Source organism: Shinella sp. SUS2 (assembly GCF_001262505.1).
GTDB lineage: Bacteria > Pseudomonadota > Alphaproteobacteria > Rhizobiales > Rhizobiaceae > Shinella.
Genome location: NZ_KQ410729.1, coordinates 1 through 16,308 on the forward strand (window position 1 = coordinate 1; position 16,308 = coordinate 16,308).

The following is a 16,308-nucleotide window of genomic DNA, read 5'->3' on the forward strand; positions in this document are numbered from 1 at the left end:
GGCGTAAGCAACCAAATCCTACGTCATTTCAACGGCTTGAACCACATCCGCCAACCCCTCATGAATTATTCGGGCTAGGAGAACTCTCGATGAGATATTCTCTCACGAACTTCACATCCTCAACGGCCATTGGGCCGATCAAGTCATTTGGTTGGAGGCGCTTCGATCCGATGCGAAGCCGACACAAGATGATATGTATCAGACGTTAGGCGCTTTCTATGCTTCCGAGGATCAATTTGTAAAGCGCATCGCGCTTGAAACTCTATCTAAGTTGCTGGATCCGTCCCACATAATTACTTTGATTGAAGAGGAGGTAATTGAGACTGCAAACAGGGCGCTTATTGGTCCGTCACTGAAAGTGTTCAAAGCGTTGTCAGTTAAACATCGTCCTGCAGTTATTAAGTCGGCAGTTAAAATGCTGACAGGTGATTTGGCCGCTGAGGGAGCGGCTTTCTTGGTTGAAATAGGAATTGATAAGAAAACCCTCCGTTATCTCATTGAGCTAATATCGAGGAATGCGTCGTCAATTGTACGAAGGCGTTTTGTTGCTGCGTTGGCGGATCAGGAGGGGCCTGTCACTGCGGCTTTGGCGCGCGAACCTCTTACAAGGGATATTTATGACTTTGGTACGCACTTTGATCGTCATGAAATCGCTGCACTAGCGAATTTCGCGACTGTGCGACGGCGGATCTTCACTCAAAGAATGGCCTCCCGCAGTCTGTCTCATTATCCAGAGCTAGAGGCCGACGCCGCTATACGCGACGCGTTTATCGGAATGGATAAGGAGCAGACTGAGAACGAAATAGAGCGGAGCTTGCTCGATTTCTCAACTAGATACTCTTTGGGGTGGTCGTTCGCCAACCATGGTTCGGTTCCGATGAGGGAGACGTAGCCGAAGTCGTCGCGTCGCAAGTATGTGGCGGTGGTACACATTGGTACACTTGAGGTGACAGAGTGCGCATGATTATAAGTAATACATTGAGACTGAACCCAGGTGCAGCGCCGATTAACCCGCCTTGGCGTTTGGCAGCACTAACAGCAATTGTTGCTGGAAATCTCGGCCAACTCTCATTCTAAAATCGACAGCCTTTTAATCTCGCTCTCGATGATTCTGTTAAGCGCTGAATAGGGCACCTTGAAGAACTCTCTTCGAATATTAAGGCGATACTGATCTAGAAGCGCATGAATATTTTTTTCAAGGCCGCGAGGATCGGAATGTTTCCAGTATTTTACAACAATAAAGGCGCTGGGCACCCCGGTAGCCCTCGATAATTCATCGGCTCGCTGATTGGCGGTGCCAGAAGTCCAGCCGACCTTATAAATCTCGTCTGCCATAAGCGCACACCGCAAAACGTAAACCACCCCGCTATCACCGTCTGGTGTATCCGAACGATGTTCCACCTCTGATGCTCGACGCAGGTGATCGCTAATTTCGACCTTCGCTGCTGCGATTGTCGACTTTATGTAGATCGTTCTCTCGTCGCCTACGTCGCTCCTCCAATCGGCTTGACGCTTGACCCAAGTCCTGCCTTTCACTCGCTCTCCAGATGGACCCTTTCCTTCGCTGGCGTTGTCTAATCGGCGCCAAAATCCGGTGGTATCCATTTTGTAGTGGGGAGGCGTAAATGCTCTAACCGCTGTTTCCAAGTCATCGACAATTTCAAGACTTGCTATGTTTTTGAATTGGACTCCGATACCTTTGCCCCCTTTCTTTTGTGTGCGAAATGATACTCCGGCAGCGTGGGCAGTCTTGCGGTCCAAGTTAAGCTTAAATGCGAAGTACGAGGGCAACTGAAGCATCGCCTCGCTCAAGCTCCATAGTACTGCTGCCGCTTCTACTTTTTTCTGAAGAATGGAGAGCGTCTTTGCCGTCTCATCGGTGCTGTCCAGATAGTCAAAAAGATTGGGATCGTCCGACACGACTTCAAAGGCGTTTTCCGTCTCGGTCATGTATGCGCGAGCAACATGCTTGCCTGTTGTAAGGTCCATCTCACTCGCAACTACTGTCCGTTGGGTACGGTTCGTACCCTCAAGAGGGATTGGAGGGCCTGAGCGGTTTCCAGTTCTCGCTCTGACTTCAGATAGGAATAATTGTTTCCAAGGCGGTACGTCCACAAGCTCTAAGGAGTGATCGCTCTCTACCAGGGTCGCCCACTCCTCCTCATTATAGATCGCGCCGCCCAAGATGTATGAATGAACGAACGAGCCATGCCGGATCATGGAGAAGCCCGACATCACGAACTCTCTTCCCTGAGCGATTAGAAACGTGAAATCGGTAACGTCGCCGCTACATGTGAAGTGAAGCGCCTGTCCTTCAGGGATCTCAATCAGCTTTGAGATCGTGAAGTCGTCACTACACGAGCTTGTCAAGTAGTCGAAGAAGTCGGTCACGCTGAAGAGGTGGTCAATCTCCTTGGCGGGCCGTGCATAGGGAGCGATGCTGCCTCTGATGAAATCGATCTCGCAGAACGGCTCAAAATAGTTGAAACTTAAGGGTTGGTTGTGCAGCCCGGAAGCTGCATACCGGTTTGTGTATTCTATTGCCATTTGCCTCAGTATCTGATCGATGGGGTATCCAGCCCCAGACTTTGCGATAGCCTGCATGTGCCGGTGGTACTCATTCGAAAGCCAGCGCCCCTCCTTTGCCAGTTTACGGCGTTCGGCACGGTTTAGCGATTGAAGTCGACGGTCTTGACCTTCGTCGTTCAAATAGAGGCGATGATCTTGCGCAGCCATTTGCGGGATCTGTCTGAGCTTGCTCAGGCGATCGCTCATTCCATCATTTGACATGCTGTCCCCTCAAAGAGAATGCCTAGCGCGCAAGATAGCTGGTGAGAGATCGTACTGAGATTTGCGTGAGGCTCTGATCGCAAAATTATAGCCCTGCCGACTATTAAGGAAACGGAATTGTTTGAGAAGTAGCCGGGCGTTTGGCTATACGGAACAGACCCATCGAAACGGCAAACGCCTGTCAGCGCTAATGCTTGATTATTGCCGCCAACGCCTCTAGCCATATCTAGGTTTATCAAACTGCTCGTTAATGCGCAGGCAAATAGGTGGTACACAGCGGTACTCTTGCTAGGGATATGATCCAATGGTATTCAATGGTTTATGAGAAATTCTAGCTTCTCCCTCCTCCGCTACCAGCCGGTTTTCCAGAAAAACTCCTTGTAGTCCGCATGGCGACAAACGCTATGGCCTTTGCTTTGCGACACCTGTCTCTCGTCACGATATGGGTGTAGAATGGGGCATGAGTGAAGCCCGGACTTTATTCGAGGTTCTGCGCCAGTCGGTGACGCCTGGGGTTGTCGATGCACTCGAACGGCTCGTTCGGGATGCGCCGGATCGCAAGCTTTGCCGTGTCAATGCACTCGCCTTTGCCTCAGCCGAGGGGCTTGGCGAGGAAGATGTGATTGCGGGTTTCATGCAGGCCACCCGGCTCGGTATCTTCGATCTTTTCTGGAATGTCCTGTGCCCGGGATGCGGCGGGGTACTCGATGCCGGTACGTCGCTGAAGAGCGTGCAGAGCACGGAATACACCTGTGCGCTCTGCGCCGCCGGCTACGAACCGACGCTCGACGAGATGGTCGAGGTGACGTTCACGATCAGTCCTCGCGTGCGCCATATCGCCGCCCACAATCCGCATGAACTGCCACCGGGGGAATATTTTCGGCAGGTCTATTGGGGCTCGGGGCTCGACCTGCCGGACGAGGGCTACGAAGAGAAGGTCGATGAATTCGTACTCGAGGCGTTGGAATTGCCGCCCGGCGAGAAGGCGGTCATCTCGCTGCAGCTGCCGGCGGAGTTCGTCATCGTCTTCGAGCCCGTGACGCATGCGGCGCAATTCCTCGACGTCCGCGGGGAGCCGACGCGGGAGCGGCGCAACCTGACCCTGGTCTTCGATCGCACACATCGCCACAACGAGACACTGGTGCTGCAACCGGGGCCCTTGCGCATCCAGATGGAGAACCATGTCGATGTGCGCGCACTGCCATCTGTCTGCGTCGCCAATGAGGCGCTGCATACCTTGCTCGGCCAGCGCCGTCCCTTCCTCACAGCCAAGCGCTTGCTGTCCAACCAGACGTTTCGCGACCTCTACCGCACCGATACGCTGGACATCGACCAGCGGTTGAAGATCACCAGTCTCACCTTTCTGTTCACCGACCTGCGCGGCTCGACGGAACTCTATGAGCGGGTCGGCGATCTCGCGGCCTTTGATCTCGTGAGGACGCATTTCAAGGTTCTCAGCGAGATCGTCGCTGCCGAGGCCGGTGCGGTCGTCAAGACCATCGGCGATGCCGTCATGGCGACCTTTCCGACGCCGGACCGGGCGGTGGCGGCGGCCATGCGCATCCGCGATGCCATGCGTGCCCTGAACGATGCGCGCGGCAGCGAGGACCTGCTTCTGAAGATCGGCATTCACGAGGGGCCATGCATTGCGGTCAATCTCAACGAGCGGCAGGACTATTTCGGCCAGACGGTCAACATCGCCTCGCGTGTCCAGCATCTTGCTACTTCGCTGGAAATCTTCGCCACCGGCTCGGTGCTGCGGGACGCCCGCGCCTCCAGCCTGCTGTCGGATCGCGGCGTGAGCCCTGTCGCACACAACGTCACCCTGCGGGGCATTGCCAGCGAGATCAGCATCTTTGCCATTCCCTGATGTCGGCGCCTTGTTGCCAGCCGTTATTCCCGACCCCCGCGTCCAATACGACCCGGTAAGCTCCCACGAGCCGAAAGGCGTTGGCCGGTGCAGTCTGGTAACCATATCTTCAAGAGATCGTCGCACTGTCTCGCGCAGGAGACAGGTGATGGCGAAGACGGCGGGCAGGCGGAAGAAACGGGCGGGAACCAAGCGGGCGGCACCGGCGCGGCGCGGCGGCGGCATGGCACATTGGTACTTGCTGGGCGCGGCGGTGGTCGGCGGCATTCTCTATATGGACAACCGCCTGCCGGGCCCCGAAACGCTGGCGACAGGGATCAAGACAGCCTCTGTCGAGCGCAAGCAAAAGGTGGTCGAGCGCGAGGCTGTGCTGGCGCGCCCGAAGCAGCGGCCGGTCGAAAAGGCCGTGGAGCAGGCCCTGCCGATGCCGGAGAAACTGCCGGCCTTTTCGGGCAAATGGTTCATCTGCACGACGCAGACGGATTACTGCGTGCTCGATGGTAACACGATCCTCTATGCCGGCCGCAAGGTGCGGCTCGCTGATGTCGATACGCCGGCGATCGCTGGCGCGCGCTGCGATGCGGAGCGCCTGCGTGGGGGGGATGCGAAGCTTCGCTTGCGCGAAATCCTCAACGAGGGGGACGTCACGCTGGTGGCGAAAGGCGGGACGTCCGGAAAGGCCGGCGCAGCGCCACATCTCGTGCTGCGGGGCGGCCAGTCGGTCGGCCAGCGGCTGGTCGGGGAGGGGCTGGCGAGGCCATGGACGGGCAGGCACCAATCCTGGTGCGGTTGACGGATTCGTCCTTGCGCAACCTGTACCTTTCCGGCACAAGCCAGACGCAAGCCTGCGTCCCTATGCTTTCCGTTAACCGGGATGGTGCCGGCTGGAAAGGGACAATGACATGTCTAACGACCTTGAGCGCTACAGCGATCCGGACAATGCAACGGTCGCGCTCTTCCTCCTCGAAAATGATGTCGACGAGCTGACGGACATTCTTGTGGCCGCGCTGGATGAAGCTTTCCGCATTCTCGGGGATGAGGCCTCGCCTGCAACGGTGCACTGATCGCTGACACGAAAGAGGGGCCCTTGAGGCCCCTCTCGCTTTTTTAGCCATGCGATGAAGGGCTTATCCCGCAGCGACGACCTGACGCTGCACGCCGAGGCCGGCAATGGAGACTTCCATGCGGTCGCCGGGCTTCAGGTAACGCGGCGGCTTCATGCCCATGCCGACGCCGGGCGGTGTGCCCGTGGTGATGACGTCGCCGGGTTCCAGCGCCATGAACTGCGAGATGTAGTGCACCAGGAAGGGCACCTTGAAGACCATGGTGCTCGAGGATCCGTTCTGGACGCGTTCGCCGTTGACGCTGAGCATCATGGCGAGGTCGGCCGTATCCACTTCGTCCGTCGTGACCAGCCAGGGGCCGATCGGGCCGAAGGTCGGGCAACCCTTGCCCTTGGTCCACTGGCCGCCGCGCTCGAGCTGGTAGGCGCGCTCGGAAATGTCGTTGCAGACGCAATAGCCGGCGACATAGTTGAGGGCATCGGCCTCCGAGACGTAGGAGGCGCGCTCGCCGATGACGACGGCAAGCTCGACTTCCCAGTCGGTCTTTTCCGAACCGCGCGGGATGAGGATGGTGTCGTCAGGACCGACGACGCAGGAGGGGGCCTTGTTGAAGAGCACCGGCTCGCTCGGCACGGCCATGCCGCTCTCGGCTGCATGGTCCGCATAGTTGAGGCCGACGGCGATGAAGTTGCCGACGCGGCCCACGCAGGCGCCGAAGCGGCTGCCTTCCGGCGCGAGTGGCAGGCTCTTCGGATCAAGGGCGGCAAGGCGCTTCAGGCCTTCGCGACCAAGCACGTCGCCGGCAATATCCGGCACCACGCCGGAAAGGTCGCGGATCTTGCCGTCCGCGTCGATCAGTCCGGGCTTTTCCGCGCCCGCCGCGCCAAAGCGCACCAGTTTCATGAGAACCTCCGTTGGATGTCACCGATTTCGGTTGCGCGCAACATTCCCTTGGTTTTACATGAAGTCAACGATTTTCGAAAATCCTAAAGCTTTTATAAATTCGGCGGGATGAGATGGAGCAGAAGAAGGCAGGCGGGCGCACCCTGGCGGGCGATGCCTACGAGGCGATCCGGCAGGCGATCCGCACGGGCGCGTTCAAGCCCGGCGACCGGTTGCGCTTTGCCGATCTCCAGGCGCTGTGCGACATGAGCGTGACGCCGGTGCGTGAGGCCCTGGCCCGGCTGACGGCGGAAGGGTTCACCGTGCTGGATGATCATCGCGGCTACAGCGTTGCGAGCCTCTCGCTGGCGGAGCTGCGCGACATCACGGCGACGCGGCAGCTTTGCGAGGGCGAGGCGCTCCGGCTTTCGGTGCTGCGGGGAGATGCCGACTGGGAGGGAAGGGTGATCGCGGCACACCATCTGATGGCACGCATCCCGCAGGCGCGCGAGGATATCCCCTCGGCGATGCGCGAGGACTGGGAGGCGCGCCATGCGGTCTTTCATGCCGCGCTCGTCTCGGCTTGCGGCTCCCCGAGCCTGCTGGAGATCTGCGACAAGCTGTTTTCACGCGCCGACCGGTATCGGCGGCTTTCCGTCAGTCTCGCCGGAGCCACGCGGGATGTGGCCGGGGAGCACCGGCGGCTGATGGAGCTTGCCCTTGCGCGGGACGCGGAAGGCGCCGCTGCGGCGCTGCGCGACCACTACGGCAGGACGGCCGCGGCACTAGAGGGCTTTTTCACGCCCTAACGTTGCTTCTGCGCTTTCCCGAAAAAAGAACGGGAGCGGCAAGCCTTCGCCTGCCGCTCCCGTTTTGTCCGGCACCGGGTATGCTACCCGGAAGCGCTGTTTCCGCTTATTTGCTGGCGACGGTTGCCGAGCCGATTTCCGCACCGCCGCCGATTGCCACGTTGAGGGCGACGAAGTCGCGGGCGAGCTGGCGGATCGCGGAAGCGAGCTGCAGGCGGGCCGTTGCGACGTTGCGCTCGGCGTCGAGCACGTCGAGGATGGTGCTTGCGCCGCCGCGATAGCTTTCGCGGGCAAGATTCAGCGTCTGTTCGTAGGAGTTCACGACCTTGCGCTGGGCTGCGACGGTCTGGCCGTCGCGAATCAGCGCGGCCTGCGCGTTCTCGACCTCTTCCACGGCGTTCAGCACGGTGGATTTCCAGGTCAGATACTGCTGCTCGGCTTCCGAGCGGGCAATCTTGACACGCGCCTTCAGCGAGCCGCCGTTGAAGATCGGCAGCGTCAGCGTCGGGCCGAAGGACCAGCTCGTCAGGTTGCCGGTGGCGGCGCTGGTGAAGTTGCGCGTCGCGCCGATCGAGCCGCCGAGCTCGATGCTCGGATAGAGGTCGGCTTCGGCCACGCCGATCTGCGCTGTTGCCGCCTCCAGGCGACGCTCGGCCGCGCGGATATCCGGACGGTTGCGGATGAGGTCTGCCGGAATGCCTGTGCGCGTCGCATACCGCGGCATCGGCTGTGCCGAGCCCTTGATCAGGCTGGACGTAATCGTGCTGGCCGGCAGACCGAGCAGGGTCGCGATGTGGTTTGCCGACTGGTGGAAGCCGGTCTCAAGCCCGGGAAGCTCGGCCAGCGTCTGGTTGACGAGGCCTTCTGCCTGCAGCACGTCGAGGCTGGAGGCGGCACCCGCTTCCTTGATCTCGTTGGTCAGCTTCAGTGTCTCGCGACGCGATTCCAGGTTCTTGCGGCTGAGTGCCAGCGCTTCCTGGTAGTAACGCGCATTGACGTAGCTCGACACGAGATCCGAGAGGTAGGCGAGGCGCGCAACGTTGACGTCGTCATAGGCGGCGTCGAGCGAGGCGTTCGCGGCTTCCTTCGAACGGCGGTACTGGCCGAAGAAATCGAGCAGCCAGGAGGCGCTCGCCCCGGCGGTCAATGATTTCGAGGAGGATGAATAGCCGCCCGAGGTGCGGCGCAGGTAGTCGCCGTCCTGGCCGCTTGCCGATGCTTCCGCCGAAGCGCCGATGCTGGGAAGCGCGCCGGCACCGGCCACGACGACATTCGCCTCTGCCGCCGTGATGCGCTCGAGGGCCTGCAGCACGCTGAGGTTTTCGGCCATGCCCTGGTGGACGAGATCGTTGAGGCGCTTGTCGCGGAAGGATTCCCACCACGGATTGAGCGTCACGCTCTCGCCGCTCGTCGCCTTGCTTTCGGAAAACTTGGCCGGAAGGGCGGTCTCGGGCTTCTGGTAGTCGGGGCCGACGACGCAGCCTGACAGGAGAAGCATGCTCAACGGAAAAAGCGTTCTGGTGAAATTCATGGGCCTACCCTGCCAGCGGTCGTGGCGTACTTATTAACAGAACAAAATCGCGATTCATTCTTTATTCATGTTTGGCGGCAAGATCGAGCCTCCCCCTAAAAAAAGAATGGTCCCATAGCGTTTTTTCCCCGCTTCCTTCAAGGGGTGTGTCCGCAGGGCAACGGGAAGCTTTGCCCCCGGTTTTCGGTTTTGCCCGCCAGGCGCAAGCGCATGGTTGTGCCTGCGCGATCTGGTTGCGTCACGGCTTTTCCCCGGAATGTTCGTCTTCGCGACATATTTTCCTGAAAAATGCTGCGGACGCGAAGATTATTTTGCGATTCGAATTGTCACACAAATTCCGCAGTAATTTATTCCAAATTTCTGCGGATTCCATTGACAAGGAAAGGAGGGGCGCTTATGTGTTGGAGCATCGCATGAAGACCGCATGCGTTTTATTCCGGTCACCTCTGACGCGTCCATTTTAGAGCGTCAGCGCCAGCAAGAGGGAGTGTGTCATGTACGATATCAACTGCATCCCCTCCGTGCGTGTGGCGTACTCCTGTCGTGAAACGATTACAGGGAAAGCGCATACGGCACTCCGCCGAATGTGATCTGACTTCCCTCCTCGATTTTAGCGCAAGATTTGAATGAGCTGTGTCTTCGGCGCGGCAGGAGTTGTTATGCAAAAGCAGGTTATCGAAATCGGTGGTGAGGCCGTCGGTGTTGTCGTTCCCGATGAGGATCGGCTGAAATTCGTGGCCGTCAAATATTCCGTTTGGGATCTGGATTCCCAGCGTTTCTCCTCGGCTGACGAGGTGCGCGCGGCAATCCGTCGTCTTCTCAACGATCCGTCCGCTTCTACGCGGGCGATGTCGCCGGCCCGTATCGCGGCCGCCTGAACCCAATCCAGATGATCCGGTGTCCCTGGCACCGGGATCCACCGGCCCCGCCCGCCAGCGGGGCCGGTTTCGTTTTGTGGACAGTGCATTCACCGGGCAGCGGCTGGCGCGGGATGCCGAATGCTGATTGTGTAGCCTTCGAAAGGAGGTGCCCCATGGTCAGCGGCATCCATCACATCACGGCGATTACCCGGAAGATCCAGGCGAACGTCGATTTCTACGTGGGCTTCCTCGGCCTGCGCCTCGTCAAGCGTACGGCGGGTTACGAGGACGCCGATCAGCTTCATCTCATCTATGGCGACGCGGCGGCCAGCCCCGGCTCGCTGGTCACCTTTCTTGCCTGGGAGGATGGCTCGCCCGGTCGCGTCGGTCTCGGCCAGCCTGCGGAGATCGCCCTCTCCATCAAGCCGGAGGCGATCGGCTTCTGGCTGACGCGCGCGCTGACGCAGAACATCGCGATGAGTGGCCCGGCGCAGGAGTTCGGCGAGCCGGTGCTGCGGCTGAAGGACCCGGACGGAATCATCGTCAAGCTCGTCGGTGAAGCGGGTGTGGACGGCCCGGCGCCGCATGTCACGAAGGACATTGCGGCCGCCGATGCCATCCAGCGCATCCGCGGCGCGACAATCTTTTCCGAGAAGCCGACCGAGACCGCGGCCTTCATTGCCGGTCATTTCGGGTATCGGGAGGTGGCGGTAGCGAATGGCATCACCCGTCTCGCCGGCGATGTGGCCGACGTACTCGACATCCGCGACGCGAGCGGCTTCTGGACGTCCGCGCCCGGCACCGGGACGATCGACCATGTCGCACTGCGCGCGCCGGACCGCGCCGCGATAGAGGCCGTCGCTGCTCGACTCGCCACCGAAGAGGCGGATGAGACCAACATGCACGACCGGAAGTACTTCTACTCGCTTTATGTGCGTGAACCCGGTGGTGCACTGCTCGAATACGCGACCGATGGTCCCGGCATGACAGTGGATGAACCGCTGGAGGCGCTCGGGGAGAAACTGTTCGTGCCGAAGCATTTTCGCGCTGACCCGGAGGATGTGCGGGCGCGGCTTCCACAGTTCTCCCTGCCGGGAGAGGAACGCATGACCGAGCGGGACCTGCCCTTCATCCACCGGGTGCATCGGCCGGAAAACCCTGATGGCACCGCTGTCGTGCTCCTTCACGGCACCGGCGGCAACGAGGCGAGCCTTCTGCCTTTCGGAACCAAGCTCGCGCCCAATGCCGTGCTGCTCAGTCCGCGCGGCCGCAGTGTCGACGAAGGCTATCCGCGGTTCTTCCGCCGGCTGACCGCCGTCACCTTCGATCAGAAGGACATTGCAGGGGAGGCGGAAGCCTTCGCGGCCTTCATGGAAGGGGCGAATGCGGCCTATGGGCTCGATCCGGAGAGAACGCTGTTCGTCGGCTATTCGAACGGTGCGAACATGATCGGCGCGATCATGCTGCTGCATCCCGGCATCATCCGCAACGCGGTGTTGTTGCGGGGCATGAACGTGCTGGAGACTGTGCCGGAAGCGGACCTTTCGGGGGTGAACGTGCTGATGATCACCGGTCAATCGGATCCTTACGGGGTCTATGCCGGTGACCTGGAGGCACATCTGAGGGCGGCTGGCGCATCGGTCGAGAACCGGATGCTTGCCGCAGGCCACGATATCGGCACGGCGGATATGGAGCTCGCCCGGGCCTACAGGGAACGCATACTCGGTTGACGCCGGGGCGAACGGAAAGGGGGCGCTTCCTGCGAAGCGCCCCCTTTTTTTGCCGTGGATCGGGTCCGTTACCGCGTGTATTCCGTCACGAAGGCAGAGAAGCCGGCGATGAAGTCGCCGAGTTTCTTTTCGGTCGCCTCGTCGGCGATGCGGCCGTCCTGAATGACGCTGCCGGCGCGCGAGACCAAAAGCTTGGCGCCGAACCAGGGCACGGTGCCGAGCGTGCGCATGACGGGAAGCCAAGCCTCCTGCGACAAAAGCGTTCCGAAATTGCCCGGTGAGGCGCCGGTGATGGCGAAGGGCTTGCCGCCGAAGACGCGGGCGATGTCGGTGGAGGGCCGGCTCATCCAGTCGATGGCGTTCTTGAAGACGCCCGGAATGCCGTTGTTGTATTCCGGCGTGAAGAGTACGACGCCATCGGCTGCCGCCACAAGCTCCTTCAGGCGCGTCACCGCTTCGGGAATGCCCGCTTCGGCCTCAAGGTCGCCGTCATAGAGGGGAATGCCATGGATCGAGCCTTCGGTGATGGCCACCCCTTCGGGCGCCATGGCGAGGGCAGCGCGCAGCAGCGCCGTGTTGTAGGAACCCTTGCGAAGGCTTCCCGAGATTGCCACCAGTTTCGTCATCCCGACTCTCCTTTCAAAACAAGGGCATAAAAAACCCCGGCGGACCGTTTGTCACGCCGGGGTTTTGTTGAAGCCTAGACGAGTGGCTTCAGCCGTGCCTCGATCTGCGCACGGCGCGGTTCAAGGAAGGGCGGCAGGGACAGGCTTTCGCCGAGCGTTTCAAGCGGCTCGTCCACGGCGAAGCCGGGACCGTCCGTGGCGATTTCGAACAGGATGCCGTTCGGCTCGCGGAAATAGAGCGAGCGGAAGTAGAAGCGCTCGACCTCGCCGCTGGAAGGCAGGCGGAAGCCGCGCAGGCGCTCCGTCCAGGCATGCAGCGCTTCCTCGTCCGGTGCGCGGAAGGCGACGTGGTGCACCGCGCCGGCGCCCTGGTGGGCGACCGGGAGATCCGGCTCCACGGCGACATGCAGCTCGGCTGCGGGGCCACCTTCGCCCATCGAGAAGACGTGCACGTCACCCGCACCGTCCGGATTGGGATAGGTCGCGGTCTCCTGCATGTTCATCACCTGGATCAGCACCGCTTCCGTGTTGCGGATATCCGGCACGCTCAGCGTGATCGGCCCAAGACCCTTGATCTGGTGTTCGGCCGGAACCGGACTCCGTTCCCAGGGGTTGGCGGGCGTGCCGGCATCGTCCACGACAAGGCGGAAGCGCTGTCCTTCGCCATCCTCGAAATCGAGGCTTGCGCGGCCGCCGACATCGCGGATCTCGCCGGCCTTGACCTTCAGCTCGCCGAAGCGGGCCTTCCACCATTCCAGCGTCGCAAGACTGGCGACGCGCAGGCCGGTGCGCGAGACGCTGTGTGTGCCGCGCCGCTCGTGGCCGACCGGCCAGTCGAAGAAGGTAAGATCCGTGCCGGGCGAGGCGAGACCGTCGGCGTAGAAGAGGTGGTAAGCGCTGGTATCGTCTTGGTTGACCGTCTTCTTGACGAGGCGCAGGCCGAGGACCTGCGTGTAGAAGCGCAGGTTCTCCGGCGCGTTCGCGGTGATTGCCGTCAGGTGGTGGATGCCCGTGAGCTGCAGGGTCATGACGAAGCTCCTTTCCCCGGATGTCCGGGATGGCTGTGCTGCCCCGCTTCGGGGCCTTGCGTTGAGGCGAATATCGCCCTTCGCAGGCACGGCCGGAAGATCGGGGCGGACGAACGGATCGTTCACTTTTCTTGAACGGCAAGGGCCTCCGCCGCGTCCACCGGCTATGGCTGGGACGCGTTTTCCACCCATTCTGTTCCACAACCGGTTGGTTCAAATTTTATCCATTCATAAACCAGCATGCGCTTACGCTGCCGGCCTGCGAAATGACTTCGTCCCTGTTTCGCCGCGTCTGCCGGCATGTTCCGCCATTCTTGTGATGACTGCCGCTGCGGATTTTCCCGCGCGGATGGGAGGAGACGTTATGCTGCCGAAGACTGCGACTGCCCGAAACATGTTCGCCATCGTGGCGGCTGGTGTTGCCACCACCGTTGCGACGGCGGGCGTTCTGCTCTTTCTGTCCTACCGCGCCGTGGAAGAGCGCTCCATTTCGGAAATGGTCAACGCGGCAGAGGCGAGCGCGGGCGAAGTGGAGACCTACTTCGCGCAGGTCAAGGCGCTGAGCTGGAACATGCGCTCGGCGCTCTACGCGATGAAGGCGACGAATGCCCCGAGCCGCGAGACGATGAACGGCATATTCGACCGTCTGATGGCCGACAATCCCTTCGCGCTCGGCGTCAGCACCGGCTGGGAGCCGGATGCCTTCGACGGCAAGGATGCGCAATACGTGAACCAGCCGGGACACGACGCCACGGGTCGCTACATTCCCTATTTCGTACGCAACGCGGGCAAGGTCGACATGGTCGCGCTCGTCGACTACGACAAGCCCGGCCCCGGCGACTACTATCAGGTGCCGAAGGCCACGGGCAAAGATCTCCTCACGGAGCCTTACAGCTATGTCATCGGCGACAAGAACGTGCTGATGACGTCCTTCATGGTGCCGCTCAGCTTCGACGGCGCCTTCAAGGGCGTTACTGGTGTCGATATCGCGCTTGACGCGCTGGCTGCCGACATGGCGCAGTTGAAGCCGCTCGGCGAAGGTTATGTCGCATTGCTCAGCCAGGGCGGCAGCATCGTGAGCTATCCGGATGCGGCGGTTCTCGGCAAGACGCTCGGCGATTCCGGTCTCGACACCGCGGCCTGGCAGGCGCTGATCGCCAATCCGGAAAAGGCCATGGAAATCACCGATGCCAACGGCCTCACCTCCATGGCGGTGGCCGTGCCGGTGCCGCTGGTGCCGGGCACGACCTGGTATACGGTGGTCGCGGTGCCGAAGTCGGTGCTCTTTGCCAATCTCTCCGCGCTTGCCGTCACCTCGATCATCGTGATTGCCATCGCGACCGGCCTGATGATCGCCATCGGCTGGTTGCTCGCCGCCCGCTTCCGCAAGCGTCTCGAAACCGTCATCGTCGCGACGAGCGAGATCGCGCATGGCCGCACGGATGTCGATCTCAGCGAATCCGAGCGTAAGGACGAGATCGGCGAAATGGCCCGCTCGCTTGCCGTGCTGCGGGATGCGACGCTTGCCAAGGTGCGGCTCGAGGGGGAAGCGGAGCAGAACCGTGCGCTTTCGGAAGACGAGCGCCGTCAGCGTGCCGAGGAGGCTGCCGAACGCGAGCGCCAGACGCGCATTGCCGTCGGTGCGCTTGCCGAAGGTCTCCACAAACTGGCCGACGGGGACATGACGCATCGCATCGAGCAAACCTTTGCCGGTTCGCTCGACCAGGTCCGCCACGACTTCAACGCCTCGGTCGAAAAGCTGCAATCGGCGCTGCGCTCGGTCGGCAGCAACGCCAATGCCATCCAGGCCGGCTCGGCGGAAATCCGCTCGGCCTCCGACGATCTCGCCAAGCGGACCGAGCAGCAGGCTGCCTCCGTTGAGGAGACGGCTGCCGCGCTCGAAGAGATCACCACCTCGCTCAAGGACGCCACGAAGCGGGCCGAAGATGCCGGACAGCTCGTCGAGCGGACCCGCCTCGGTGCCGAGAAATCGGGTGAGGTGGTGCAGCGCGCTGTCAGCGCGATGAGCGGCATCGAGAATTCTTCGCGGGAGATTTCCAACATCATCGGCGTCATCGACGAGATCGCCTTCCAGACGAACCTCCTGGCGCTCAATGCCGGTGTCGAGGCGGCGCGGGCCGGGGAGGCGGGCAAGGGCTTTGCGGTCGTCGCACAGGAAGTGCGCGAACTGGCGCAGCGCTCGGCCAATGCCGCCAAGGAAATCAAGGCGCTGATCACCAAATCGGGCGAGCAGGTGAATCTCGGCGTGGCGTTGGTCGGCGAGACGGGATCGGCCCTGACGGAGATCGTCGATCAGGTGCAGGAGATCGACCAGAACGTCGCGGCCATCGTGCGGTCGGCGCGGGAGCAATCGACCGGCCTCAACGAGATCAGCGCCGCGGTGAACTCCATCGACCAGGGCACGCAGAAGAACGCGGCCATGGTGGAGGAGCAGACGGCGGCAAGCCATTCGCTTGCAACCGAGGCAGCCGCGCTCAACAGCCTGATCGCGCAGTTCCGCCTCGGCACCGGCGCGGCCGCTCGCCCGGTGATCGCTTCAGCTGCCGAGCATCGCCCGGCCGCTTCCGGCGCGCGGGCGCTTGGCAACACCCTGGCCCGCGCCTTTGGCGGCGGTGGACAGGCGGCTGCGGCCAGCGCGGCGGCGCAGGATTGGGAAGAGTTCTGAGCCTTCCAACAGATCAATCTGAAAAGCGGCCCGTTCACCGGGCCGTTTTTTTGGACGAAAAAGGCGCACAACGTTTGTGCGCTGCACACAAATTGGCCATGTCGATACGGTCGTTCGACCGATGTTTTTATTATAAATCGCTTTAGTAATATGAAATCATTTTTGTATTTTGCGCGTCATCGATCTGGCACACTTTCTGCTTTCTTCCTTGCAGGTCCAGAGGGGGCCGAAAGAGAAGCGTCCAACGAATGACGCTCCGATAAAGCCGTCGCGCAGCCCAGTGGGAACCGGAAAGGTTTCGCGGCTGCCGGCGGCTTTCTTGTCTGCACACGATGGCGAAGCTGCCGTTAGTGCACTGAGAAATATGGCTTATTATATTCCTCTACCAAAGAATCTTCCCGGTTGGCTTTTTTGCCGGACTCCGCCACACTC

13 protein-coding genes are annotated in these 16,308 nt (G+C 61.0%); 8 read left to right on the forward strand and 5 right to left on the reverse strand.

Going from position 1 to position 16,308, the window contains the following annotated elements; all coding sequences use genetic code 11:
* The first annotated feature begins 193 nt into the window (after positions 1–193).
* Positions 194–892 (forward strand): hypothetical protein, encoded by a 699-nt coding sequence (locus AKG11_RS12035; RefSeq protein WP_050744054.1) that lies wholly within the window; start codon positions 194–196, stop codon positions 890–892.
* Between the two features lie 176 nt (positions 893–1,068).
* Here the strand turns inward: AKG11_RS12035 and AKG11_RS12040 are convergent, their stop codons facing one another.
* Entirely contained in the window at positions 1,069–2,790 is a 1,722-nt protein-coding gene (locus AKG11_RS12040) for a GIY-YIG nuclease family protein (RefSeq protein WP_082342412.1), read from the reverse strand.
* A 460-nt stretch (positions 2,791–3,250) separates the two neighbouring features.
* Here AKG11_RS12040 and AKG11_RS12045 point away from each other — a divergent pair, with 460 nt between their 5' ends.
* The 3 genes from AKG11_RS12045 to AKG11_RS35120 all read left to right on the forward strand — a co-directional run bounded on the left by AKG11_RS12045 (position 3,251) and on the right by AKG11_RS35120 (position 5,724).
* Complete coding sequence (locus AKG11_RS12045; RefSeq protein ID WP_050744056.1) at positions 3,251–4,660, forward strand: adenylate/guanylate cyclase domain-containing protein; 1,410 nt, start codon at positions 3,251–3,253, stop codon at positions 4,658–4,660.
* A 148-nt stretch (positions 4,661–4,808) separates the two neighbouring features.
* Positions 4,809–5,453 carry a thermonuclease family protein gene (locus AKG11_RS12050; protein WP_050744057.1) on the forward strand — a complete coding sequence of 215 codons (645 nt, stop codon included), beginning with the start codon at positions 4,809–4,811 and terminating at the stop codon, positions 5,451–5,453.
* Between the two features lie 109 nt (positions 5,454–5,562).
* Positions 5,563–5,724, forward strand: a complete 162-nt coding sequence (locus AKG11_RS35120; RefSeq protein ID WP_023514549.1) for a hypothetical protein — start codon at positions 5,563–5,565, stop codon at positions 5,722–5,724.
* 63 nt (positions 5,725–5,787) lie between these two features.
* Here the strand turns inward: AKG11_RS35120 and AKG11_RS12055 are convergent, their stop codons facing one another.
* Positions 5,788–6,627 (reverse strand): fumarylacetoacetate hydrolase family protein, encoded by an 840-nt coding sequence (locus tag AKG11_RS12055; protein ID WP_050744058.1) that lies wholly within the window; start codon positions 6,625–6,627, stop codon positions 5,788–5,790.
* A gap of 113 nt (positions 6,628–6,740) precedes the next feature.
* Between AKG11_RS12055 and AKG11_RS12060 the strand changes: the two genes are divergently transcribed.
* Entirely contained in the window at positions 6,741–7,415 is a 675-nt protein-coding gene (locus AKG11_RS12060; protein ID WP_050744059.1) for a GntR family transcriptional regulator, read from the forward strand.
* A 106-nt stretch (positions 7,416–7,521) separates the two neighbouring features.
* Here AKG11_RS12060 and AKG11_RS12065 read toward each other — a convergent pair whose 3' ends face one another.
* On the reverse strand, positions 7,522–8,946 hold the full coding sequence (locus AKG11_RS12065; protein WP_023514546.1) for an efflux transporter outer membrane subunit: 1,425 nt from the start codon (positions 8,944–8,946) through the stop codon (positions 7,522–7,524).
* A 659-nt stretch (positions 8,947–9,605) separates the two neighbouring features.
* On the opposite strand from AKG11_RS12065, the gene AKG11_RS12070 reads away from it, so the two are divergent.
* Entirely contained in the window at positions 9,606–9,824 is a 219-nt protein-coding gene (locus AKG11_RS12070; protein ID WP_024270827.1) for a hypothetical protein, read from the forward strand.
* A gap of 155 nt (positions 9,825–9,979) precedes the next feature.
* Positions 9,980–11,536 (forward strand): VOC family protein, encoded by a 1,557-nt coding sequence (locus AKG11_RS12075; protein ID WP_050744060.1) that lies wholly within the window; start codon positions 9,980–9,982, stop codon positions 11,534–11,536.
* A gap of 68 nt (positions 11,537–11,604) precedes the next feature.
* Here AKG11_RS12075 and AKG11_RS12080 read toward each other — a convergent pair whose 3' ends face one another.
* Positions 11,605–12,162, reverse strand: a complete 558-nt coding sequence (locus AKG11_RS12080) for an NADPH-dependent FMN reductase (protein WP_023512655.1) — start codon at positions 12,160–12,162, stop codon at positions 11,605–11,607.
* A gap of 74 nt (positions 12,163–12,236) precedes the next feature.
* Positions 12,237–13,190, reverse strand: coding sequence for a ring-cleaving dioxygenase (locus tag AKG11_RS12085; RefSeq protein ID WP_023512654.1), 954 nt, complete (start codon positions 13,188–13,190; stop codon positions 12,237–12,239).
* 364 nt (positions 13,191–13,554) lie between these two features.
* Between AKG11_RS12085 and AKG11_RS12090 the strand changes: the two genes are divergently transcribed.
* Positions 13,555–15,876, forward strand: coding sequence for a methyl-accepting chemotaxis protein (locus AKG11_RS12090; RefSeq protein WP_050744061.1), 2,322 nt, complete (start codon positions 13,555–13,557; stop codon positions 15,874–15,876).
* The last annotated feature ends 432 nt before the right edge of the window (positions 15,877–16,308 follow it).

Excerpts from the sequence above, each read along its gene's own strand:
- AKG11_RS12085 (WP_023512654.1), bottom strand. The coding sequence starts at position 13,190 with ATGACCCTGCAGCTCACGGGCATCCACCACCTGACGGCAATCACCGCG.
- AKG11_RS12060 (WP_050744059.1), top strand. The coding sequence starts at position 6,741 with ATGGAGCAGAAGAAGGCAGGCGGGCGCACCCTGGCGGGCGATGCCTAC.
- AKG11_RS35120 (WP_023514549.1), top strand. The coding sequence starts at position 5,563 with ATGTCTAACGACCTTGAGCGCTACAGCGATCCGGACAATGCAACGGTC.
- AKG11_RS12090 (WP_050744061.1), top strand. The coding sequence starts at position 13,555 with ATGCTGCCGAAGACTGCGACTGCCCGAAACATGTTCGCCATCGTGGCG.
- AKG11_RS12065 (WP_023514546.1), bottom strand. The coding sequence starts at position 8,946 with ATGAATTTCACCAGAACGCTTTTTCCGTTGAGCATGCTTCTCCTGTCA.
- AKG11_RS12050 (WP_050744057.1), top strand. The coding sequence starts at position 4,809 with ATGGCGAAGACGGCGGGCAGGCGGAAGAAACGGGCGGGAACCAAGCGG.
- AKG11_RS12075 (WP_050744060.1), top strand. The coding sequence starts at position 9,980 with ATGGTCAGCGGCATCCATCACATCACGGCGATTACCCGGAAGATCCAG.
- AKG11_RS12045 (WP_050744056.1), top strand. The coding sequence starts at position 3,251 with ATGAGTGAAGCCCGGACTTTATTCGAGGTTCTGCGCCAGTCGGTGACG.
- AKG11_RS12035 (WP_050744054.1), top strand. The coding sequence starts at position 194 with ATGTATCAGACGTTAGGCGCTTTCTATGCTTCCGAGGATCAATTTGTA.
- AKG11_RS12080 (WP_023512655.1), bottom strand. The coding sequence starts at position 12,162 with ATGACGAAACTGGTGGCAATCTCGGGAAGCCTTCGCAAGGGTTCCTAC.
- AKG11_RS12040 (WP_082342412.1), bottom strand. The coding sequence starts at position 2,790 with ATGTCAAATGATGGAATGAGCGATCGCCTGAGCAAGCTCAGACAGATC.
- AKG11_RS12070 (WP_024270827.1), top strand. The coding sequence starts at position 9,606 with ATGCAAAAGCAGGTTATCGAAATCGGTGGTGAGGCCGTCGGTGTTGTC.
- AKG11_RS12055 (WP_050744058.1), bottom strand. The coding sequence starts at position 6,627 with ATGAAACTGGTGCGCTTTGGCGCGGCGGGCGCGGAAAAGCCCGGACTG.